Consider the following 21,731-nt stretch of genomic DNA (forward strand, 5'->3'; position numbering starts at 1 on the left):
AGAAATCATGGGTCAGTGTCCTTTTCATCCAAAACCTTATAAAAATAAAGCTTCTACGCTTACTACTTTTTTGCTCAAAAGAAGATCATGGCTTGATGGTCTTTACGAAAGAAGTTATAAAATGATGATGGGCAGAGTGAAAATGCCTGGGTTTGATCTTTATGTGGTAAATGATCCAAAAGAAGTTAGACGCATTATGGTAGATGAGGTTAGAGAATACCCAAAAAGCCAACTTTTACATGAGCTTTTAGAGCCACTTTTGGGTATAAGTATATTTACTACAAATGATAGAGTATGGGAAAAACAAAGAGAGCTTTTAAGGCCATCTTTTGAAATGACAAGGATTTCTAAGGTTTTTAATTTAATGAATGAAGCAGCATCTGATATGATGGAAAGATTTGCAAAGCATGAAAATGGAGCAGTTGTGGAAGTAGATGAGGCTATGACTTTTGTAACTGCAGATGTAATTTTTAGAACCATTATGTCTTCAAAACTTGATGAGCAAAAAGGCAAGCTTGTTTTAGATGCTTTTGTAACTGTACAAGAAGAAACAGTCAAAACGGCTATGCGAAGAATGTTTCGTTTTCCAACTTGGCTTTCAAATCTTTTAGGAGAAAGAAAAAGACTTAAGGCAGGAGCAACCATACGTCAAGTTTTATCAGATATTATAAAGCCAAGGTATGATAATGCTTTAAATGATCAAGAAAAATACGAAGATATTTTGTCTTCACTGCTTGCAGTAGTAGACGCAGATACTAATGAAAGATTTTCATTTAATGAAATTTTAGATCAAGTTGCTATGCTTTTTTTAGCAGGCCATGAAACAACTGCAAGTTCATTAACTTGGACATTGTATATTTTAAGTATTTCTCCAAAAGAGCAGCAAAAAGCTTATGAAGAAATTATGCAAGTTGCAGGCAATGAGGAGTTTAAAATAGAACACATTAGAGCGATGAAATATGTCGCAAATGTGTTTAAAGAAAGTCTAAGGCTTTATCCGCCAGTTGGTTTTTTTGCTAGAGAAGCAAAAAATGAAAGCAAAATGAGAGATAAGCTCATTAAAAAAGGTTCGGGCGTAGTGGTAGCTCCATGGCTTATCCATAGACATGATAGCTTTTGGGAAAACCCACATGAGTTTGATCCAAGTCGTCATGAAGATAAAAGCAAGATTAAAAAAGACACTTATATGCCTTTTGGTATGGGTGAGCGTGTGTGCATAGGACAGGGTTTTGCTATGCAAGAGGCTGTTTTAATTTTAGCAAATATTTTAAGGACTTATAGGTTAGAATTAGAAGAAAATTTTGTACCTGATGTTGTAGGAAGGTTGACTATAAGATCAGCTAATGGTATGAATATTAGATTTATAAAAAGGGAAAAATGAAAGAAAAATTAGCAGGAACGATACTACTTTGTGCCATTGTTCCTTTGGCGGTGATTAGTTATCTTTTTATTGTTGTGGTGGGTACTTTTGGTAATCCTGCAAGAGTTAGACAGGGTGTAAGAGCACTTGATCATTTTGTTAATGCAACTTTGTTTAATGGCTATGCGTGGGAGTCTTTGTCTTCACATGCGTGGAGAGAACGCGATAAACGATGGGCTAAAATAGTCATAAAAATTACGGATTTTTTTGATAAAAATCATTGCCAAAAAGCTAACAAAAGAGAACAGCCCATAGTGGATTTAGTTTTAGCAAGAAAGCTTACCGAGCAAACTGTCGGTAAGCAACTTTAATTTTCTCCAAATAAGGCTTTAAGATTTTTAAATGCCTCTTCTTGGTTATTAGTTTTTTCTTCACTGTTTACTTCATTGAGTTCTATCTCATATCCAAGAAGCATACTTGCTAAGCGTATATTGATCCCGCTTTTTCCTATAGCTTTGCTTTTTTGTTCGCTATTAAGCGTTACGATAGCTTTTTTATCTTCAATGCCAACAGAATTAATAATCGCTGGAGCTAAACTTCTTGTGATTAAAATCGCCATTTCATTAGAATACTCAATGCAGTCGATATTTTCATTTTTTAATTCTTTACTTACTGCGTTAATTCTAACACCTTTTACACCCACAGTCGCACCTACTGCATCAACACTTGGACTATTAGCTTGCAGGATAATCTTTGCACGCTCACCTGGAATTCTAGCACTTGCATAAATATTAATAAGACCATCTTTGATTTCAGGTACTTCAGCTTTTAATAAAGCCTCTAGAAATTTAGGACTAGTTCTGCTAAGCTCCATTCTCATACCCGATTTATCAATATATACATGTCTAATCACAGCTTTAATTACATCGCCAACTTTAAATTTCTCACCTTTAATACGATTTTTTCTAGGTAAGCATGCGCGAAACTCATCGATTTCTACATAAGTATTTTCTTCACTATCAACCCTAACAACACTACCAAAAACCATATGACCTACCATTTTTTGGTATTTCTCATAAATTTTTTCTTCCAAAAGTTTTTGAATGTGATATTCTAGTTCTTTATGCAAAATATTTACAGCAGTGCGGCCTAAATTTTCCAAAGAACATTCGTAGGTTAACTCATCACCAACTTCTACATCTTTAGCTTCAGCTCTTGCTTTGCTTAAGGCGATAAAATGTTCATTTTCGCTTTCTAACCTTTCATCATTATCTGCTACAACGATGATTTTTTGATAAAGTTGTAAATTTTTACTAGAATCTACAAAAAATTCATATTTATCGCCGTAAATTTTCTTAGCAGTATTAATTAGTGCTTTTTTAACTCTTTCTCTTACATCTTCTATTTGCAAATTTTTTTCATTAGCAATGGACTCAATAATATCTGTGATTTTTTCCATAGTGACAATACAACCTTAATTTTGGATTTTTAAACTTTGAAGATTAAAATTATATCTTTAATAAGTTTAATTAAAAGTAAAATTTGTTATAATTTTAGATTAAAAAAACTTGAGGATGATGATATGGATTTAAAAATAGCAAGAACCTCTGTTGAAGAAAAGCCAAAAAGTATAAGTTTAGAGAGTATTGAAAAGGCTGTGGATAAAGAAGGTCAGAAATTTTTTTATTTTGATAAGGATAATGCTCACAAGCAACTAATCGCTTTGGTGGAGCATTTTGAAAAAAAAGGAAAGTGTGTTTATCATAGAATAATCAAGTATGGTTTAGATGATGCAGATTTTATGTATGAGGTACACATTCTTTGAGTAAAAAACTTTTTATACAGACTTTAGGTTGTGCTATGAATGTGCGTGATTCTGAGCACATGATAGCTGAACTAAAAGAAAAAGAAAATTACGAGTTAACTCAAGATGCCAAAGAGGCAGATTTGATTTTGATCAATACTTGTTCAGTGCGTGAAAAACCCGTGCACAAACTTTTTTCAGAAGTTGGAAGTTTTGAAAAAATCAAAAAAAATGGTGCCAAAATAGGTGTTTGTGGCTGTACGGCTTCGCATTTGGGAGATGAAATTTTTAAGCGCGCTCCTAATGTTGACTTTGTTTTGGGTGCTAGAAATGTTTCAAAGATTACAAAAGCAGTAAATACTCCAAAATTTTTGGGTAATGATATCGATTTTGATGAGAGTAATTATGCTTTTGCAGATTTTAGAAATAGTCTTTATAAAACTTATATTAATATCTCTATAGGATGTGATAAACACTGTACTTATTGTATTGTGCCTCACACAAGAGGTGATGAAATTTCTATACCTTTTGAGATCATTAAAAATGAAGCTTTAAAAGCCGTTTCTAAGGGAGCTAAGGAGATTTTTCTACTAGGACAAAATGTCAACAACTATGGTAAAAGATTTTCTAATGCACACGAAAAGATTAATTTTTCAGATCTTTTAGAAAAATTAAGTGAGATAGAAGGTTTGGAGCGTATCCGTTTTACAAGCCCGCATCCTTTACATATGGATGATAGATTTTTAGAGGTTTTTTCTAAAAATCCTAAAGTATGTAAGTCTATGCATATGCCTTTACAAAGCGGATCTAGCGAAATTTTAAAAGCTATGAAGCGAGGTTATACAAAAGAGTGGTATTTAGATAGAGCGTTAAAACTACGTTCTATGTGTAAAGATGTAAGTATTTCTACAGATGTAATTGTAGCTTTTCCTGGTGAGAGCGATAAGGACTTTGAAGACACCATGGATGTGCTTGAAAAAGTGCGTTTTGAGCAAATGTTTTCTTTTAAATACTCCAAAAGACCGCTAACCAAAGCTGCAACTATGCCAAATCAAATTCCTGATGATATCGCTTCAAAACGTCTAAGTATTTTACAAGCTAGACATACAGAAATTTTAGATGAGATTGTTGCAAAGCAAAAAGATAGAGAAATTGAAGTGTTATTTGAAGAACTAAGAAGCGAAGGCTTTGTAGCCGGTAGAAGCGACAATAACTTTTTGGTACAAGTTAAAGGTAGTGAAGAGTTATTAGGGCAAATGAAAAAAGTGAAAATCACCAATCCTAGGCGTATGGTGTTAAATGGTGAAATCCTTTAAGATTAATCTACTCGCTTTTGGAATTTTTTTACTACAATGGTTGATCTTTTTAACTTGTAGGAAGGTTTATTTAGGGCAAAAACTTCCAAGCAGATCTTGCGTGATACTTTTTTGGCACGGAAGACTTGCTCTAATGCCTTTTGCATATCGCAAAATGGGCATTAAAGGAAAAAAGGCTTATGTGATGATTTCGCACCATAAAGATGGAGAAATCATTGCTAGGAACATTGCTTTGTTTGGTTTAAATACCTTAAGAGGTAGTACAAGCAAAGGTGCTTTGACTTTGTTAAAACAATCTTTTAAGGTTTTAGATCAAGGCGATGATGTGATTATCACACCAGATGGACCAAGAGGTCCTTATCATAGTGTTTCAGATGGATCTGTGATGATAGCTTTGAAAAAAAATACCCCGCTTTTTTTATTAAATTATGAAGCAAGTTCTTTTTGGGAATTTAAAAGTTGGGATAAGATGATTTTACCTAAGCCTTTTTCTAAGATTACCTATAGACTTAGTGATGAAGTCCAAATACAAAATCTAAATTTAGAAGAAGCTAAAGTAATGATAAAAGAAAAATTTGATATCATAAGTCAAATAGATAAAGGATAAACACGATGTTATCTTTTTTTAGAAAATACATTCTACAACTTCTAGTTTGCATTTGTTATGATGAAAAACAATACATTATAAGATGTCATACATGGAAAAAATCTCAAGCCATTGATACTTTTGAAAAAAGTTTTGAAGATAAAGAAAAAGCCATAGAATACATTAAGAATTTAACAAAAGATTTTCAGATTTATTATATTAGTACTTTTTTCACGCCTATTGCTCAAGGTGTGGTACCAAGCTTAAATTTAAAAGAACTTTCTCAATTTGGAGTTGATGTTAATAGTGTAAAAAGTATACCTTTTAAAAATGCTTTATTATATGCTTCTAATGAATCGCTTGGGGTTTACAAAGAAGACTATGAGCCTTTTGGTGGGTTGGATTTGTTGTATTCGCCTTTTTCGTTGTTGTATCATTGTATCGAAAGTAAAGGTTTTGAAGATAAAATAGGACTTTATGTTTATAGATACCATGAAGTAGTTGCATTGCTAATTTGCAAAAAAGAGATGATTTTATTTGGAAGTTATTTTAATATCGCTAGCCAAACTTATGAAGAGCTTGATTTTTTTGATGATATTCAAGAAGAATTTGACTTAAAAATTGATGATGAAAATCAAGATGAAGAACATGAAGAAAACTTTGATTTAAAAAGTCTAGAAGAAATGAGTCAAGAGCTTGAAAAGCTTGAAGAAATGGAAAGTGAACAAGAGGAAATTAACATTGATTCTTTAGAAGGTTTTAGTTCTGATATGAAAATGATAGAATACATCATCTCAAGTGTAAAAGAATTTTATCAAAATCCTCTATATGATAATAGTTTTTTAGAAGAAATTGTGATTTTTGATGAGGAAAGCTTTAGCGCGAGTTCTTTGAATTTTTTAGAAAATGAACTTTTTATAAAACCAAAAGTAGAGCTTATAGACACTTTAAATTTGATGAATGAACTTATGGTGAAGGATTTGAGATTATGAGATACAGTCTAATCAAACCTAAAATAAAACCAGTTTTCAATCTTTTCACTCGAATTTGGATATATTTTACAAGTATTAGTGTGGCTTTGATTTTTGTTGTGTTTGTTGTAGTGAGTTTTAAAAGTTATTATGCTTCGATACAATTAAATAACAAAAAAGAAGAATTAGCTCAAATTATTGCTCAAATCAATGCAAATAAACTTAAATACCATGAGCTACTAAGACAAAATGATAAAGCTGAATTGATTTTGGGTGATGAGGGGCAAAATCAAGACAATGGAAAAAATAAGGTTTTATTAAAAAGTATTCAAAATCTTTTCACTTTGGTGCCTAAAAGCATATCTTTAGATGAAGTTTTAATGGAAGATAGATCATTGATTTTAAGAGGTATTACGCCTACTAAGGAAATGTTTGCTTTGTTATTGGAAGCTCCATTAAGAAGTATTTTTTCTAACTCTCAAACAAGTTATTATCAATTAGAAAATGGTTGGTATCGCTTTGTTAGTGTTAATATCACCATACCAGAGGAAATGTATGAACAAAAATGATAAAAGTTTAGAAGAAGCAGATGTATTAAGGATATTGATTTATTCTTTTTCTTTTGTTGCGCTTTGTGCGATCTTGATTTTATTTTTAATTGTACCTTTTTTAAAAGATTATAAAATCGAACATTCAAGACTAGCCACGCAGCAAATTCAAAATACAAGAGCTTTAAATGAATTAAAAGCCTTGGAAAAAGTGATTGATGATTTTCAAAAAGCTAATGCCAAAAAACTTACTCAAATTAATACAGAGTTTTCACAAAAAGATTTATTAAGTTTTATGAAGAACTATTTTGATGATGTAAAGATAAATCTCATTCCTATAAAAAAAGAACAAAAATACTTAAAATATCAATTTGAAGCAAATGTAAAAATGAAAAAACCACAAGCGTTTTATTCTTTTTTGAATGATTTGCAAAAGTATAAAAATTTAATCGAAATTTCAACACCTGTGGAATTTAAGTCAGAGGAAAAACACATCAATCTTAAATTTAAGATCAAAGTGTTTTATGCTGATGCTATTCAAAAATGATTACTTCGTTATTTTGATAAGGATTTGATTTTTCTTCATTTTCTTGCACGGGTTCTTCTTGTGCAGGTGGATTTTCTAAGGGTTTAGATTCTTCTTTGACTTCTTGTATACTTGTCTTTAAACTCGAAGTGATTTCTTTGTAAAAAGCGATAAAAACTTTGTCAACCTCTAAAGCACTAGCCGCGATACTTTCATTAACTTGTGTAGGAACGGCACTATAAACTTGTCTAAAACTTTCTAAACCTGTATCTCCTTTAGTAGGATAATTTAAAACGATGGGATCATTAAGCTTAGCTGAACTTGTTGCTGTTTGAAAAGTATCGCTTTGGTGTAAATGATTTAAATTGCTTTGAGCTTCTAGAATGATCATAAAAGAAGATTCAACATTGTTTCCACCAAAATTTGAATTTCTTGTTACTTTATCTTCATATAAGTTAGCACTAATGGTAATGTTGAAAGCATAGTCTGGATTTTGATTGTCTATTGTGTAGCCTTTGCTTATTAGCAGTGCTTGTGCATCTTTAAGGAGTTGCTGTTTTAATAGTTCTAAGCTTTTATTGATTCTTTGATTGAGGGTTGATTGTTCAAAATAAGAACTATAAAAAGTGTTTTTGATTATTTCAATATCATTAATCTTGACTTTGGGTCCTTGATGATCGGTGTTATTGTGTTCTTCATAAGAGCTATTAAAATGAGGCATAGAGATATAGTAGGTTTTTGGGTTGCTTGTACATGCGCTAAAAAACAAAGTCATGATCAAAAATAGTAGTATTTTTTTCATTTTATCTCCTTGTAATTTTTATAATTATAACAATTTTTTGCTATATTTATAAGTTTTATAATAGAGGTAATTTTATGGAATTTTGGCAAAATATTTATGCAAATTTTGATGTAGTTGCTTTTGAAATTTTTGGCTTAAAAGTGCATTGGTATGGCATTATGTATGTGTTGGCTTTGCTAGTTGCTTTAATGGTGGCAAAATACTATGCTATTAAAGATAAAATGGGAATTTCAAAAGCAATGCTTGATAGTTATTTTATCTGGGTTGAAATCGGTGTGATTTTGGGTGCAAGATTGGGTTATATTTTAATCTATGATGCACACACTTTTTGGTATCTTACTCGCCCTTGGCAAATTTTTAATCCTTTTTATAATGGAGAATTTGTAGGGATTAGAGGTATGAGTTATCATGGCGCGGTTGTGGGTTTTTTGATCGCTACTTATGCTTTTTGTAAAAAAAATAAACAAAATTTATGGAAATATCTTGATCTAGTTGCTATTAGTGTTCCTTGTGGTTATATTTTTGGACGTATAGGAAATTTTTTAAATCAAGAATTATTCGGTAGAAGCACCGATGTGGCTTGGGGTATTTATGTAGATGGGGCATTGCGTCATCCTTCTCAGCTTTATGAAGCGTTTTTGGAAGGTTTTGTTGTTTTTATTCTTTTATTATTGATAAAAAAATATAAAAAATACAACGGCGAGTTGATCGCATATTATACGATTTTTTATGCCATAGCTCGTTTTATTTGCGAGTTTTATAGAGAGCCTGATTATGGTATAGGCTTTGTTGTTCTTGGTTTGAGCATGGGGCAAATTTTAAGTTTATTGATGTTGTTATTGGGACTTATTTTATCTTTTTATTTAAGAATTGTTAAAAAAAGTTTATAAATTTTTATTTATTTTAAGAATAAAAGTTCTATAATTGCTCCGATATTAAAACTTATCAACTTTTAAAGGAGTAAAGTATGAGCCAACTCATTGAAGGTTTTCTAGGCAAGAGTATTGATGGCAAAAAAAGCAAAATGCCAGCAAAGCTTGACTATATTCAAAGTGCAACAGGCTTGTTTTTGGGCTTGTTTATGTGGGCACATATGTTTTTCGTTTCTACCATTTTGGTTAGTGATGATTTTTTTGATTCAGTGGTTCATTTTTTAGAACTAAAATTTATCATTGATAGCCCTATGATGAGCTACATCACTTCTTTCTTAGCTGCCTGTGTTTTGGTGATTTTCTTTGTGCATGCTGCTCTTGCTATGAGAAAATTTCCTATCAACTTTAGACAATATCAACTTTGTAGAACGCATTTAAAATATATGAATCATGGTGATTCATCTTTATGGTGGGTTCAAGCTGCAACAGGTTTTGTGATGTTTTTCTTGGGTTCTGCACACTTAATCTTTGTAATAACTAATGCAGATAAAATCAGTGCTGATATGTCAGGCGATAGAGTAGTGAGCCATTTTATGTGGTTATTTTACCTTGCTTTATTAATTTGTGTTGAACTTCATGGAAGTATCGGTCTTTATAGATTGTGTGTAAAATGGGGTTGGTTTGAAGGAAAAGACGCAAAAGAAAGCCGTAAAAAACTGAAAAAAGCAAAATGGTTTATTAGTGTTTTCTTCTTAGTTTTAGGTTTACTAAGCTTAGCTGCTTTTGCAAAAATAGGTTTAAAAAATAATCAAAATAATTCTATAGCACAAATAGTAAAAACTTATGATGGAGCTAAATATGAACATACAATATAGCGATGCCTTAGTTATCGGTGGTGGTCTTGCGGGTTTAAGAGCTGCTATTGAAGTTGCAAAAAGTGGTCAAAGTGTAACTTTATTAAGTATTTGTCCAGTTAAAAGATCTCACTCAGCTGCTGTACAAGGTGGTATGCAAGCGAGTTTGGGTAATAGTGTTAAAGGCGAAGGCGATAATGAAGATGTGCATTTTGCTGATACTGTAAAAGGATCTGACTGGGGTTGTGATCAAGAAGTTGCAAGAATGTTTGCACAAACTGCACCAAAAGCTGTGCGTGAGCTTGCTGCTTGGGGTGTGCCTTGGACTAGAGTTACAAAAGGACCTAGAACCGTTGTTATCAATGCACAAAAAACAACGATTGAAGAAAAAGAAGAAGCACATGGTTTAATCAATGCAAGAGACTTTGGTGGTACTAAAAAATGGAGAACATGCTATATTGCTGATGCAACAGGGCATTGTATGCTATATGGTGTGGCAAATGAAGCGATTAAACATCAGGTTAAAATCATCGATAGAATGGAAGCGGTTAGAATTATCCATGATGGTAAAAAATGTTTAGGAGCTATAGCAAGAGATTTAACCAATGGAGAGTTGATCGCTTATGTTGCTAGAGGAACTATGATCGCAACAGGTGGTTATGGTAGAATTTATAAGCAAACTACTAATGCGGTAATTTGTGAAGGTACAGGAGCTGCAATTGCTTTAGAAACCGGACTTTGCAGACTTTCAAATATGGAAGCAGTGCAGTTTCACCCAACTCCAATCGTACCAAGTGGTATCTTGCTAACTGAAGGTTGTAGAGGTGATGGTGGTATTTTAAGAGATGTAGATGGTTACCGTTTTATGCCTGATTATGAGCCTGAGAAAAAAGAACTTGCAAGTAGAGATGTTGTAAGTCGTAGAATGATGGAGCATATTAGAAAAGGAAAAGGTGTAAAAAGTCCTTATGGAGATCATTTGTGGCTTGATATTTCGATCCTTGGTCGCGCTCATGTTGAAAAAAATCTTCGTGATGTTCAAGATATTTGTAAGACATTTAATGGTATTGATCCTGCTGATGAGGGTCCAAAAGGTTGGGCACCAGTTTTACCAATGCAGCACTATTCAATGGGTGGTATTAGAACAAAGCCAACCGGTGAAAGCCAATGGTTAAGCGGTCTTTTTGCATGTGGTGAGGCAGCTTGTTGGGATATGCATGGTTTTAACCGTTTGGGTGGAAATTCATGCTCTGAAACTGTTGTTGCAGGTATGATTATAGGGGATTATTTTGCACAATACTGCAAAGAAAATGGCAGTGAGATTGATACTAATATTGTTAAATCTTTCCTTTCTAAAGAGTATGATTACTTAAAATCTCTTGTAAGTAAAGAAGGAAAACATGATGTATTTGAAATTAAAAATAGAATGAAAGATATCATGTGGGAAAAAGTAGCTATCTTTAGAACAGGTCAAGGTCTTGAAGAAGCGGTGAAAGAGCTCGAAGAGCTATATCACAAATCACTTGATTTGAAAGTACATGATAAAGAATTAAAATGTGCAAATCCAGAACTAGAAGAAGCTTACAGGGTTCCAAGAATGCTAAAAATCGCTCTATGTGTTGCTTATGGAGCACTTTTAAGAACAGAAAGTCGTGGGGCTCATTATAGAGAAGATTATCCAAAAAGAGATGATTTAAACTGGATGAAAAGAACAAATACTTACTGGGTAGAGGGTGAAAGCATGCCTAGGGTTGAGTATGAAGATCTTGACATTATGAAAATGGAAATTCCACCAGCATTTAGAGGTTATGGTGCTAAAGGAAATATCATAGAAAATCCACTCAGCGAAAAACGTCAAGCTGAAGTTGATGCGATCCGCGAGAAAATGGAAGCAGAAGGCAAAGGTAGATATGAAATTCAGCATGCTTTAATGCCTTATGAATTGCAAGCTAAATTTAAAGCACCAAATCAAAGAATAGGAGTTGATTATGAGTAGAAAATTAACAATAAGAGCATTTAAATACAACCCATTAAGTAAAATTTCTAAACCTCATTTTGTTACTTATGAGCTTGAAGAAACTCCATTTATGACGATTTTTGTGTGCTTAACTCAAATTAGAGAAAAAATGGATGCAGATTTGAGCTTTGACTTTGTATGTAGAGCAGGGATTTGTGGAAGTTGTGCGATGATGATTAATGGTAAGCCAAAATTAGCTTGTAAAACTTTGACAAAAGATTATCCAGATGGTGTTATAGAGCTTATGCCTTTGCCTGCATTTAGACATATTAAAGATTTAAGTGTTAACACAGGCGAGTGGTTTGATGGTATGTGTAAGCGTGTTGAGAGCTGGGTACATAATGAAAAAGAAACAGATATCTCTAAACTTGAAGAGCGTATTGAGCCAGAAGTTGCTGATGAGACTTTCGAGCTTGATCGTTGTATAGAGTGTGGAATTTGTGTTGCTTCGTGTGCAACTAAACTAATGAGACCTGATTTTATCGCAGCTACTGGACTTTTAAGAACAGCTAGATACTTACAAGATCCACATGATCACAGAAGTATAGAAGATTTTTATGAGTTAGTGGGTGATGATGATGGCGTATTTGGGTGTATGTCTTTGCTTGCGTGTGAGGATAACTGTCCAAAAGAGCTTCCTTTGCAAAGTAAAATCGCTTATATGAGAAGACAGCTTGTCGCCCAAAGAAATAAATAATCCTAGCCCCCAAGAAAAGGGGGCTATTAAAGCATTACTAGAACAAATTTGGAAAAACCACAGCGTCTATCTTGATACTCATGCATTGCTTGATGAGAGTATGGTGGATACTCAAAAAGCTGCGATTATTTTAAGTACTGATCTTAGTAATTATGAAAGATTTAGTGCTTTAAGTGAATTTAAAAACTTGATGAAAAGTTTGAATTTACGTTTAGATCTTTATGGCATACAGTATGCGCAAGTTTGTTTTATTAATGCTTTGATTTTAGGAATTTTGGATAAAAACGAACTTTTAAAAGACTTAGAAAAACTTCAAAAAATTACAGATAACACTTTAATTTATACCTTTATATCTAAACAAAAGACAATTAAAAAAGATTATAAACAAGAAAGTAAAAATTCTCATCAAGCTTTAGATGATATCAATCAAAGCATACAAAAAATTTGTGATGATGATAAAGTCCAAAAGCTTTTGCAAGAGGCTTTGCTTAAATTTAGTAGTATTGATTTTTCTATCGCGGTAACAGGTGTTGTAAATGCAGGTAAATCAAGCATGTTAAATGCGCTTTTAAAGCAAGACTTTTTAGGGGTATCAAATGTGCCAGAGACTGCAAATTTGAGTGTTTTAAAATATGGTCAAGAACATAAGGCAAAGATATATTTTTGGAATAAGGAAGAATGGGAGGAGATCTTAAAAAGCTCTAGAGATAATCAAGATATGAAAGATCTTATCACACAACTTGAAGAAAATTTTAATATATCTAAGTACATTGAAAAAGATGGTAAAACTTTAGAAGTTGATTTTAATTCACTCAAAGATTATACTAGTGCAAAAAATAAAATTTCTACACTCATTAAAAAAATAGAACTTTTTTCTATGCTTGATTTTTTAAAAGACAATGTCTACATCGTTGATACCCCGGGGCTTGATGATGTGATTATCCAAAGAGAGCTTTTAACAAAAAGTTATATCCAAAAAGCTGACTTTTTGATCCATCTTATGAATGCTTCTCAAAGTCTTAGTCAAAAAGATACGGAATTTATCATAGAATGTTTATTAACATCAAGAGTAAGCAAGCTTTTGGTTGTGCTTACCAAAGCAGATTTGCTTGATCAAAAAGATCTGCAAGAAGTGATTAGTTATACTCAAAAGAAAGTTAAAGAAAATTTAGCCCAAAGACAGCTTGATCAAGAGCTAGTAAAAAATGTAGAGTTTGTATGTATTTCTTCTAAACTCGCAAATGATTTTTATCAAAACAAAGGTGGGAATTTAGAACAAAGTAATATTTTAGCTCTAGAAGAGCTTATAGCCAAAAGTTTGTATGATAAAAATAAAATCGCCCTAAATGCTTATAAAAAAGAATTGCTTTTGCATGTAGAAAAACTTGAAGAAAAAACCAATCTTTCCAATAAATTGCTAAGTTATGAAAATTTTGAATTAGACCAACAAAATAAACTCATTATTGATGATTTTAAAGCAAAAAAGGACAAATTAAAGCAGATAAAAATAGAGCTAAATACTCTTTTTAATGCAAAAGATGAAAATACACAAGAAGTTACAACGCTTTTGCATTTACTAGCTAAGAAGCTAAAAGAAAAACTCATAGATGAGTTAAAGTACAACCAAAACAATAAAATCAAAAATAACTTCCAAAGATTAAGCACCATTATCGATACAACTTTAAAAGATGGAATTTTTGATCTTTTAAGGGAGTTAAAATACCAAAGCGAGTGTAAAATCAGCGAAATTAAAAACACTTTAAGTATGAAGTATGACTTTTTAAAAGGTGTTTTAGTGCAAAATTGTGATGATTTTAAAAATAAGGTTGAGACAAAAATCGAAAATATTTTCAGTGGTAAACTCTTTGTTAAATTAAAATCAGATCTTTTAGAAAATCTTATGCAAAATAAGGATATTTATAAACTAGAAACTATACTAGAAGAGCAAATTTTACAGCAGTTGCAAAATTTTGGTATAGAAAAAATTGCAAATGAATTAAAACACAATCAAGAGTTTTTTGCTCATTTGGAGCTTAGCTTAAATTTATATGAAAAAGAACAAGAAGAACAGCTTAAAGATTTAAAAGACTTGATTTTACAAATGGAGCAAAATGAGCAAAATACCAAAGAACTTCTAGAAAAAAACAATATCAAACTTAATCAACTAAAGACTTTGAAAATGGAGCTTTTAAATGCAAAATGATTTGATTGAAGATTTTTTAAAAGCTTATGAGAAGACTTATTGCAAAAGTTTCGATGATAGTTTTGAGGGAAAAATTCTTTCGATTAAAAATGCCTTTTTAGAGCCAAGTTTGCGTTTAAATGGGTTTTTTTTAAAAGAGCTTGAAGGGATTATAGCAAGTTATAAAAAGCCGATTAATATAGCTATTATAGGGCAGTTTTCAAGCGGAAAATCTACGCTTTTAAATTTGATTTTAAAAAAAGAATGTCTACCAACAGGTGTGGTGCCAGTGACTTTTAAACCGACTTTTTTACGTTATGCTAAGGAGTATTTTTTAAGAGTAGAGTATGAAGATGGAAGTGATGAGATTGTAGATATAAGTAAGCTTTCGCATTTTAGCGATCAAAGAAATGAATTAAAAGAAACTAAAAGCTTACATCTTTTTGCGCCTATTGAACTTTTAAAAAATATCACGCTTATAGACACTCCAGGACTTAACGCAAATGATATCGATACACTTACTACTTATAAAGAACTTTCTTTTATGCATAGTGCGATTTGGCTTAGTTTGATTGATAATGCAGGTAAAAAAAGTGAAGAAGAAGCTATAAAAGCCAATGCTAAGCTTTTAGAGCGTGGCGGAATTTGCGTGCTAAATCAAAAAGATAAACTAAATCAAGAAGAATTAGATAATGTGCTAAGCTATGCGCATTTAGTTTTTGATAAATATTTCAAAAAGCTTATTGCTATTTCATGTAAAGAGGCAAAAACTGATTTAAAAAAATCTAATTTGCCGTTATTGTATGAGTATTTAGAAGGGCTTGATTATGAAAATATTAAAAAAGATTTTATCAGAGAAAAACTTGATCTTTTGTGTGTAATTTTACTGAATCAATATGATCTTTTTCAAGATACACTAGAACAGTTAAAACTCAAACTAGATGAGGTTTTAGAGTTTTTTTATACTAAAGAACTAGAGCGAAAAATCCAAATTTTAAATCATCATTGTTTAGACAAATTGAAGCTTGTTGGCGAGAAAATCGCTCAAGAAATTTTAAAATCAATCAAAGAAAAAGAAAGTTGTTACTATAAAGAAGCTAAGGGATTGTTTAAAAAAAATCTTTATGAAAAGGTTACTTATAAAGCACCTTATCTTTCAAGCGATGATGCTTTTTTGGCTATGTTTTATCATTCTGAAACGATGAATAAAGAATTTAAAAAAATGAAAAATGAGATCGCTTTGGAATTTAATCAAATCAAAGATGAATTTTTTCAACTTTTTCGCACCTTAGAAGAGCCTATTTTGCTATTTAAAGCACAGTTTTCTAATCTACAAAAAGAAAACGAATTAGAAAGCGAAGAAGAATTTGCTAGTTTTAGAAGTTTTGCAAGTGCTAGTGAAGAATTTTTTGTGAAAGACTTTAAGCGATTGTTATTCAAAAGCCAACTTGAACTTGACCTGTTTTTGGAAAAATTAAACCTCAAAGCTTTGGCAAATTATGAAAGTGCTACTAAGCTTGCTTTAGGATTTTTTAGTACTAAAATGAATGCGAGTAAGGAATTTTATGAGTTAGACAGCACCGAGTTTAGCTTGTATTATCCAAAAGCTAGTGAGGTACATCAAAGGGTTTTAAGTGAACTTAATGTGTATGAATTTGAAGATTTACTTTTAAATAAGCCCGTTGTTTTAAAAATTTATCAAAATTACATACAAACTTTTACAAAACTAATAGAAGCAAAAAAGCATTTTATACAAAATTTACATCATGAATTTGAAGCTAAAAAATCAATGATTTCTAGCATCAAATCACAAATTGCTAAGCTTTAAATATTGCTTCTAAATGCTTTTTGTAGTTTTCTAAATATGTTGGTATTTGTGGGTTTTTACATACATCATTGCATATAAAAGTAGGTAAGGCACTCATTCCCATGTATTGGTGTGTTTTGTGTAAATGTAAATACACCATATCAACCCCCACTCCATCGAAAAATTCACCCTTTAAATTAAAAGCCTCAATAGGTGCGTTCCATGTGAGAGAAAACATGTATTTTTTTTCTTTTAACAAACCTCCGGTGCCATAATTTAAGCTAGGGTTAGCACTAGTTCGCCCATCATTGATGAAAAATTGATCCTTGCCTTGTATATAGACCTCATCGATGTATTTTTTTACTATCCAAGGTTCTCCCATCCACCAGCCAGGCATTTGATATACCCATACATCAGCCCACATGAGCTTTTGAAGTTCTTCTTCTATGGTGTAGCCCTTGTCGATAATCGTTTCTTTTATATGATAACCTAGTGATGTTAGTGTTTCTTTTGCAAGTTCTTGTAAGGTTGCATTTAGCTTGCCTTTTGAAAATTTTAACTCTTTTGATCCATTAAGTAATAAAATATTTTTCATGGTGATATCCTTTTCTAGCGTGAAAGTATAATTATAGATAAACTAGCATTTAAATGCAATACAGAAATTAATGTAAGATACTATACTCAAAGAAAGTATAAAAATACAAAGTGTTACTTTTTATGAAGTGTTTTTTAAAAATCATACGTAATTTGTATTATTTTTTATATTTAAGATTAAATTAAAACAGATAGGAATAGAATGAATATAAGTTGATTATGTCAACAAAAAAAAGGAGGTAATATGCAAGACAATGTCATTGATCGTAGAAATTTTTTCAAGTTAAGTCTTTTGGGAGGTAGCGTGATCGCTGCTAGCACTATAGGAGGTGGAACTGTACTACATGCTGCAGAGTTAGCACATGAACATAAAAGTACTCAAGATAAATCTAACAAAGTAAGAGGAAGAATGTTTTTTCAAGTGCAAACTGATTTTGATAATTTAAGCGCAGCATGTGAGAGAATATACCCAAAAGATGAACAAGGAGAGGGCGCTATAGGTTTGGGTGTGCCTTATTTTATCGATAACCAATTAGCCTCAGCATATGGCTATAATGATAGAGAGTATCTACAAGGACCTTTTATAGAAGGTATACCTGAACAAGGTTATCAAACTCCTATGAAACGCAATGATATTTTCTTAGAAGGTGTTAAAGCTTTAGAGGTTATTTCTCAAAAGCGTTATAAAAAAAGCTTTTCATCTTTAAAAGGAACTGATCAGGACAAAATTTTGATTGATTTGGAAAAAAATAAAATTGATTTCATAGGATTTAAATCTTCTGAATTTTTTACGCTTTTAAGAGAAATGACGATAGCTGGAGCTTTATCTGATCCAATTTATGGTGGTAATGATAATAAAAATGGTTGGAGAATGATGCAATATCCAGGGGCACAAATGAGTTATATAGACAAAATAGCAAGTGATGAATTTTTTAACATGGAGCCTATGGGCTTAGCAGATATGGAAGGATAAAGCATGGCTGAAATATTAAAAAAAGTAGATGTAGTAACAGTAGGAGCAGGTTGGACAGGTGGTATAGTAGCAGCAGAGCTTACTAAAGCAGGCTTGAATGTGTTAAGTTTAGAACGTGGTGCAATGCAAACTACGGAAAATTTTGCAATGATCCATGATGAGTGGAGGTATGCTGTTAATTATGGCTTAATGCAAGATTGCTCAAAAGACACAGTGACTTTTCGCCAACATATAAAAGATCTTGCTTTGCCATATAGAAAAATGGGTTCTTTTTTACTTGGTAATAATGTTGGCGGTGCAGGAGTGCACTGGAATGGATGGACTTTTAGATTTTTGCCTTATGATTTTGAAATCAAAACAAAAAGTTTTGAAAGATACGGCAATAAATTAGGCAGTGATTATACTTTACAAGATTGGGGTTTAACTTATAAAGATATGGAGCCTTACTATGATAAATTTGAAAAAATTTGCGGTATTTGTGGAGAGGAAAATCCTCTAGCAGAGAAAATGGGTGTTTTTAGATCAAGTCCTTACCCTCAAACACCTTTAGAAAATACTAAAATGCTTAAGCGTTTTGAAAAAGCAGCAAAAGATCTTAAAATGCATCCATTTAGACTGCCTGCAGCCAACTCAAAAGGTGGTTATACTAACCCAGATGGTCAGGATCTAGCCCCATGTCAATACTGTGCTTATTGTGAGCGTTTTGGCTGTGAGTATGGTGCTAAAGCAAGTCCTATTAACACAGTTATACCAAAAGCCATGAGCACAGGAAAATACACCATAAGAACACATAGTAATGTTATAGAAATACTTAAAAAAAATGGAAAAGCAACCGGAGTTAAATTCGTAGATACAAGAACCATGAAAGAGTATATTCAGCCAGCAGATATTGTAGTGCTTACAAGTTATATGTTTAACAACGCTAAGCTTTTAATGGTAAGTGGTATAGGCGAACAATATGACCCCAATACAGGTAGAGGAACTTTAGGCAGAAATTATTGTTATCAAATCAACATGGGTACGACAGCGTTTTTTGATGAGCAATTTAACACTTTTATGGGTTCAGGTGCTTTGGGTACAACTTGTGATGATTTTATAGGAGATAATTTTGATCATTCAAGAGAGAAATTTTTACATGGTGCGATGATTTATAGTGTGCAGTCTGGAAATAGACCGATTAAAGCTTATGCAATTCCAAAGAATACGCCTTCTTGGGGTGCAGAATTTAAAAAAGCTTTAAATTATAATTTCACTAGAAATATTTACATTGGTGGGCAAGGTGCATCTTTACCACATAAAAATAACTACTTAAGTTTGGATCCAACCTATAAAGATGCTTTTGGTATGCCACTAGTAAGACTTACTTATAACTTTACAGATCAAGATCGTGCTTTGCATAAATTTATAACCGATAAAACAGCTGAAGTTGCTAAAAAAATGCAAGGTGTTAAATCTATACTAAAAGATCCTTATATTACTAATTATAGTGTTGTACCATATCAAACTACACACAATACAGGTGGTACTACCATGGGTGATGATCCTCAAACAAGCGTTGTTAATACCTATTTGCAGCATTGGGATATGGATAATCTTTTTGTTGTGGGTGCAGGAAATTTTCAGCATAATAGCGGATATAACCCTACTGATACAGTCGGGGCTTTGGCTTATCGTTGTGCTGAAGGTATTTTAAAATACCACCAAATAGGCAGACAATTAGTGTAAAAACAAGTGAAGCATTTTTGGCTTCACTTGTTTTCGCTGTTATCTTTTTCTTTTTTCTTCTTCCATAAATGAAGTGCAACTCCACATGCACCACCAACGATAGCAGCAATGATAAGATTTGTAATGAAATCCATTTACTTCCTTTTTTTGTTTTATTAACTAATAATTTTGTATTATAACTTATAAAGACATAATTTGAGTTAACTAAGGAAAATATTTTATGAAAGAAAAATGCAACTTTACAGAATGCGGATTTAATTATACTTTATCTTTGATTTCAGGAAAGTATAAAATGAGTGTTTTGTATTGTTTATTTCGTTATGAAGTAGTAAGATATAATGAGTTAAAAAGATATCTTGGGAGTATTTCTTTTAAGACCTTAACGCATACCCTAAGAGAGCTTGAAAGTGATGATTTGATCATTCGTAAAGAATACCCACAAATTCCACCAAAAGTAGAATACAGACTTTCTAAAAAAGGTCAAAGTTTGATCCCTATCTTACAAGCGATGTGTAGTTGGGGCGAAGTGAATCAAAAGGAAGAAAAATGATAGAATTATTAGATGGTATTGATTTAGAAAAATACATGGGTACATGGCTAGAAATGGCTAGAAAGCCTGCTTTTTTTCAAAAAACTTGTAAAAGCGCTAAAGCAGAATACGAGCTAGAGTATCAAGGTACTACGCCTATAATAAAAGTTAAAAATATATGCACCAAAGAAAATGGTGAAATTTCACAAGCAAATGGCAAAGCAAGGGTAAAATCTCCAAGAGCTTTAGCGGTTAAGTTTAGTATATTTATGAATATCTTCAACAAGCCAAATTATGAGATTGTTTACATTGATACAAATTATCAAGTTTCTATCGTAGGTAGTCCTGATAAAAAATACCTTTGGATTTTATCAAGAAAAATTTTAGAAAAAGAGCAGATAAACTCTTTGCTTGAAATAGCCAAGCAAAGAGGTTTTGACACTAGTGATGTGATTTTTGATAAGCACTAAAGTGCTTCATTCATATCGATTACATAACGGAATTTAGCTTTTCCTGAAGTGAGGTTTTCATAAGCTTTGTCAATCTCACTTGGTTTGATGAGTTCAATCTCAGGGTAAATTCCATGCTCCAAAGAAAAATCAAGCATTTCTTGAGTTTCTTTAATGCCCCCAATCAACGAACCATATACTTTTTTACCTGCTTTGTGTACAAAATGAACAATGTTGATACTAGGGCTTACTTCATGCGGAGGTAGTCCTACAATAGCCATCTCACCGCCAAATTTTAACAAGTCCATATAAGCTAGTGGATCATAAGGAGTTGGTATGGTAGAGATGATGAGGTCAAATCTTTCTTTTACTACGCTTTTATCGGTACTAGTATAAAAATTACTCACTCCCATAGCTAGAGCTTCTGTTTTTTTGTTTTCATTTCTTGCAAAAACACTTACTTTTGCTCCCATTTTCACAGCGTATTTAACTGCCATCATACCAAGTCCACCAAAACCTGCTATGGCTACACTTGAGCCTTCTTTGATATTTGAAAATTTAAGCGGTGAGTAGGTAGTAATACCCGCACAAAGCAAAGGCGCTACTTTTTCAAGTGGTGCATTTTGTGGCACATTGATAGCAAATTTTTCACTTACTACGATGTTGTTTGAGTAGCCTCCATAGGTGTTTTCATTATCATGAAATACATCTTTGCAGTTATAAGTGTAGATGGTTTTACCATTTTCACAAAATTGCTCTTGAGATTTTTTGCATGCTTCACACTCCCCGCATGAGTTGACCATACACCCAACCCCAGCAAAATCGCCTACTTTAAATTTACTTACATTTTCCCCTACTGCGATGACTTCTCCTGCTATTTCATGTCCAGGTACACAAGGGTAGGTTGCCTCGCCCCATTCGCTTCTTGCGGTGTGAATGTCACTATGGCAAATTCCTGCGTATTTGATAGCGATTAAGATGTCGTTTTTACCTACTTTGTGGCGTGTAAATTCAAAAGGCGTGAATTTAGAATCTTTGCTAAGCATAGCATAGCCTTTACTTTTAACACGACCATTTTCTAAAAAGATTTTTGAATCCATTTTTCTTTCTCCTTTGCGT

Annotated in this window: 22 protein-coding genes; 18 read left to right on the forward strand and 4 right to left on the reverse strand. The window is 32.3% G+C overall.

From position 1 onward, the window contains the following. Nucleotides 1-7 precede the first annotated feature (7 nt). Both A0083_RS01715 and A0083_RS01720 read left to right on the forward strand, forming a co-directional pair. Complete coding sequence (locus A0083_RS01715; RefSeq protein ID WP_197553755.1) at nt 8-1,381, forward strand: cytochrome P450; 1,374 nt, start codon at nt 8-10, stop codon at nt 1,379-1,381. Then, entirely contained in the window at nt 1,378-1,731 is a 354-nt protein-coding gene (locus A0083_RS01720; RefSeq protein ID WP_232087566.1) for a hypothetical protein, read from the forward strand. The genes A0083_RS01715 and A0083_RS01720 overlap by 4 nt, the downstream gene beginning before the upstream one ends. Here the strand turns inward: A0083_RS01720 and nusA are convergent. Beyond that, nucleotides 1,728-2,819 carry a transcription termination factor NusA gene (nusA, locus tag A0083_RS01725; RefSeq protein WP_197553758.1) on the reverse strand — a complete coding sequence of 364 codons (1,092 nt, stop codon included), beginning with the start codon at nt 2,817-2,819 and terminating at the stop codon, nt 1,728-1,730. The genes A0083_RS01720 and nusA overlap by 4 nt on opposite strands. A gap of 123 nt (nt 2,820-2,942) precedes the next feature. Here nusA and A0083_RS01730 point away from each other — a divergent pair, with 123 nt between their 5' ends. The 6 genes from A0083_RS01730 to A0083_RS01755 are packed head-to-tail and all read left to right on the forward strand — an operon-like array spanning nt 2,943 to nt 7,132. After that, nucleotides 2,943-3,185 (forward strand): HP0268 family nuclease, encoded by a 243-nt coding sequence (locus tag A0083_RS01730; protein WP_197553761.1) that lies wholly within the window; start codon nt 2,943-2,945, stop codon nt 3,183-3,185. 35 nt (nt 3,186-3,220) lie between these two features. Further along, complete coding sequence (miaB, locus tag A0083_RS01735; RefSeq protein ID WP_232087592.1) at nt 3,221-4,480, forward strand: tRNA (N6-isopentenyl adenosine(37)-C2)-methylthiotransferase MiaB; 1,260 nt, start codon at nt 3,221-3,223, stop codon at nt 4,478-4,480. Next, a complete protein-coding gene (locus A0083_RS01740; RefSeq protein WP_197553765.1) occupies nt 4,464-5,087 on the forward strand; it encodes a lysophospholipid acyltransferase family protein in 624 nt (207 codons plus the stop codon). Before miaB ends, A0083_RS01740 begins: the two co-directional genes overlap by 17 nt. 5 nt (nt 5,088-5,092) lie before the next feature. Continuing rightward, nucleotides 5,093-6,058 (forward strand): hypothetical protein, encoded by a 966-nt coding sequence (locus tag A0083_RS01745; RefSeq protein WP_120759740.1) that lies wholly within the window; start codon nt 5,093-5,095, stop codon nt 6,056-6,058. After that, complete coding sequence (locus tag A0083_RS01750; protein WP_120759738.1) at nt 6,055-6,606, forward strand: hypothetical protein; 552 nt, start codon at nt 6,055-6,057, stop codon at nt 6,604-6,606. Before A0083_RS01745 ends, A0083_RS01750 begins: the two co-directional genes overlap by 4 nt. Beyond that, a complete protein-coding gene (locus A0083_RS01755; protein ID WP_197553767.1) occupies nt 6,593-7,132 on the forward strand; it encodes a hypothetical protein in 540 nt (179 codons plus the stop codon). Before A0083_RS01750 ends, A0083_RS01755 begins: the two co-directional genes overlap by 14 nt. Here A0083_RS01755 and A0083_RS01760 read toward each other — a convergent pair. Then, nucleotides 7,119-7,913 carry a hypothetical protein gene (locus A0083_RS01760; protein ID WP_120759734.1) on the reverse strand — a complete coding sequence of 265 codons (795 nt, stop codon included), beginning with the start codon at nt 7,911-7,913 and terminating at the stop codon, nt 7,119-7,121. The genes A0083_RS01755 and A0083_RS01760 overlap by 14 nt on opposite strands. A gap of 74 nt (nt 7,914-7,987) precedes the next feature. On the opposite strand from A0083_RS01760, the gene lgt reads away from it, so the two are divergent. From lgt to A0083_RS01790, 6 genes are all read left to right on the forward strand, one after another. After that, nucleotides 7,988-8,803: a prolipoprotein diacylglyceryl transferase gene (gene lgt / locus A0083_RS01765; protein ID WP_197553769.1), complete on the forward strand. Its 816-nt coding sequence runs from the start codon at nt 7,988-7,990 to the stop codon at nt 8,801-8,803. A 77-nt stretch (nt 8,804-8,880) separates the two neighbouring features. After that, nucleotides 8,881-9,660 (forward strand): fumarate reductase cytochrome b subunit, encoded by a 780-nt coding sequence (locus A0083_RS01770; RefSeq protein WP_120759731.1) that lies wholly within the window; start codon nt 8,881-8,883, stop codon nt 9,658-9,660. Next, a complete protein-coding gene (locus tag A0083_RS01775; protein WP_120759729.1) occupies nt 9,644-11,635 on the forward strand; it encodes a fumarate reductase flavoprotein subunit in 1,992 nt (663 codons plus the stop codon). The genes A0083_RS01770 and A0083_RS01775 overlap by 17 nt, the downstream gene beginning before the upstream one ends. Further along, nucleotides 11,628-12,353 (forward strand): fumarate reductase iron-sulfur subunit, encoded by a 726-nt coding sequence (locus A0083_RS01780; RefSeq protein ID WP_120759727.1) that lies wholly within the window; start codon nt 11,628-11,630, stop codon nt 12,351-12,353. Before A0083_RS01775 ends, A0083_RS01780 begins: the two co-directional genes overlap by 8 nt. Beyond that, nucleotides 12,331-14,556, forward strand: coding sequence for a dynamin family protein (locus tag A0083_RS01785; RefSeq protein ID WP_197553771.1), 2,226 nt, complete (start codon nt 12,331-12,333; stop codon nt 14,554-14,556). Before A0083_RS01780 ends, A0083_RS01785 begins: the two co-directional genes overlap by 23 nt. Further along, complete coding sequence (locus A0083_RS01790; RefSeq protein WP_197553773.1) at nt 14,546-16,363, forward strand: dynamin family protein; 1,818 nt, start codon at nt 14,546-14,548, stop codon at nt 16,361-16,363. The genes A0083_RS01785 and A0083_RS01790 overlap by 11 nt, the downstream gene beginning before the upstream one ends. Here the strand turns inward: A0083_RS01790 and A0083_RS01795 are convergent. Beyond that, nucleotides 16,353-16,937, reverse strand: coding sequence for an NAD(P)H-dependent oxidoreductase (locus tag A0083_RS01795; RefSeq protein WP_197553775.1), 585 nt, complete (start codon nt 16,935-16,937; stop codon nt 16,353-16,355). The genes A0083_RS01790 and A0083_RS01795 overlap by 11 nt on opposite strands. Before the next feature lie 243 nt (nt 16,938-17,180). On the opposite strand from A0083_RS01795, the gene A0083_RS01800 reads away from it, so the two are divergent. The 4 genes from A0083_RS01800 (at nt 17,181) to A0083_RS01815 (ending at nt 20,633) form a co-directional block, all read left to right on the forward strand. Then, a complete protein-coding gene (locus tag A0083_RS01800) occupies nt 17,181-17,909 on the forward strand; it encodes a gluconate 2-dehydrogenase subunit 3 family protein (protein ID WP_197553778.1) in 729 nt (242 codons plus the stop codon). A 3-nt stretch (nt 17,910-17,912) separates the two neighbouring features. After that, on the forward strand, nt 17,913-19,634 hold the full coding sequence (locus tag A0083_RS01805; protein ID WP_197553781.1) for a GMC family oxidoreductase: 1,722 nt from the start codon (nt 17,913-17,915) through the stop codon (nt 19,632-19,634). Nucleotides 19,635-19,854: 220 nt separating this feature from the next. Next, nucleotides 19,855-20,184, forward strand: coding sequence for a MarR family transcription factor RrpA (rrpA, locus tag A0083_RS01810; protein WP_120759716.1), 330 nt, complete (start codon nt 19,855-19,857; stop codon nt 20,182-20,184). Further along, on the forward strand, nt 20,181-20,633 hold the full coding sequence (locus A0083_RS01815; RefSeq protein WP_039627978.1) for a lipocalin family protein: 453 nt from the start codon (nt 20,181-20,183) through the stop codon (nt 20,631-20,633). Before rrpA ends, A0083_RS01815 begins: the two co-directional genes overlap by 4 nt. Here A0083_RS01815 and A0083_RS01820 read toward each other — a convergent pair. Continuing rightward, entirely contained in the window at nt 20,630-21,712 is a 1,083-nt protein-coding gene (locus A0083_RS01820) for an NAD(P)-dependent alcohol dehydrogenase (protein WP_197553784.1), read from the reverse strand. The genes A0083_RS01815 and A0083_RS01820 overlap by 4 nt on opposite strands. Between the last annotated feature and the right edge of the window lie 19 nt (nt 21,713-21,731).

Source organism: Campylobacter sp. 2014D-0216 (assembly GCF_014931215.1).
In the GTDB taxonomy this organism is placed as follows: domain Bacteria; phylum Campylobacterota; class Campylobacteria; order Campylobacterales; family Campylobacteraceae; genus Campylobacter_D.

Bases quoted from the DNA above. Each gene is read 5' to 3' on its own strand.
- nusA (WP_197553758.1), bottom strand. From the start codon at position 2,819: ATGGAAAAAATCACAGATATTATTGAGTCCATTGCTAATGAAAAAAAT.
- miaB (WP_232087592.1), top strand. From the start codon at position 3,221: ATGAATGTGCGTGATTCTGAGCACATGATAGCTGAACTAAAAGAAAAA.
- A0083_RS01720 (WP_232087566.1), top strand. From the start codon at position 1,378: ATGAAAGAAAAATTAGCAGGAACGATACTACTTTGTGCCATTGTTCCT.
- A0083_RS01770 (WP_120759731.1), top strand. From the start codon at position 8,881: ATGAGCCAACTCATTGAAGGTTTTCTAGGCAAGAGTATTGATGGCAAA.
- A0083_RS01750 (WP_120759738.1), top strand. From the start codon at position 6,055: ATGAGATACAGTCTAATCAAACCTAAAATAAAACCAGTTTTCAATCTT.
- A0083_RS01800 (WP_197553778.1), top strand. From the start codon at position 17,181: ATGCAAGACAATGTCATTGATCGTAGAAATTTTTTCAAGTTAAGTCTT.
- A0083_RS01815 (WP_039627978.1), top strand. From the start codon at position 20,181: ATGATAGAATTATTAGATGGTATTGATTTAGAAAAATACATGGGTACA.
- A0083_RS01820 (WP_197553784.1), bottom strand. From the start codon at position 21,712: ATGGATTCAAAAATCTTTTTAGAAAATGGTCGTGTTAAAAGTAAAGGC.
- rrpA (WP_120759716.1), top strand. From the start codon at position 19,855: ATGAAAGAAAAATGCAACTTTACAGAATGCGGATTTAATTATACTTTA.
- A0083_RS01805 (WP_197553781.1), top strand. From the start codon at position 17,913: ATGGCTGAAATATTAAAAAAAGTAGATGTAGTAACAGTAGGAGCAGGT.
- A0083_RS01715 (WP_197553755.1), top strand. From the start codon at position 8: ATGGGTCAGTGTCCTTTTCATCCAAAACCTTATAAAAATAAAGCTTCT.
- lgt (WP_197553769.1), top strand. From the start codon at position 7,988: ATGGAATTTTGGCAAAATATTTATGCAAATTTTGATGTAGTTGCTTTT.
- A0083_RS01790 (WP_197553773.1), top strand. From the start codon at position 14,546: ATGCAAAATGATTTGATTGAAGATTTTTTAAAAGCTTATGAGAAGACT.
- A0083_RS01745 (WP_120759740.1), top strand. From the start codon at position 5,093: ATGTTATCTTTTTTTAGAAAATACATTCTACAACTTCTAGTTTGCATT.
- A0083_RS01730 (WP_197553761.1), top strand. From the start codon at position 2,943: ATGGATTTAAAAATAGCAAGAACCTCTGTTGAAGAAAAGCCAAAAAGT.
- A0083_RS01780 (WP_120759727.1), top strand. From the start codon at position 11,628: ATGAGTAGAAAATTAACAATAAGAGCATTTAAATACAACCCATTAAGT.
- A0083_RS01760 (WP_120759734.1), bottom strand. From the start codon at position 7,913: ATGAAAAAAATACTACTATTTTTGATCATGACTTTGTTTTTTAGCGCA.
- A0083_RS01755 (WP_197553767.1), top strand. From the start codon at position 6,593: ATGAACAAAAATGATAAAAGTTTAGAAGAAGCAGATGTATTAAGGATA.
- A0083_RS01795 (WP_197553775.1), bottom strand. From the start codon at position 16,937: ATGAAAAATATTTTATTACTTAATGGATCAAAAGAGTTAAAATTTTCA.
- A0083_RS01740 (WP_197553765.1), top strand. From the start codon at position 4,464: ATGGTGAAATCCTTTAAGATTAATCTACTCGCTTTTGGAATTTTTTTA.
- A0083_RS01775 (WP_120759729.1), top strand. From the start codon at position 9,644: ATGAACATACAATATAGCGATGCCTTAGTTATCGGTGGTGGTCTTGCG.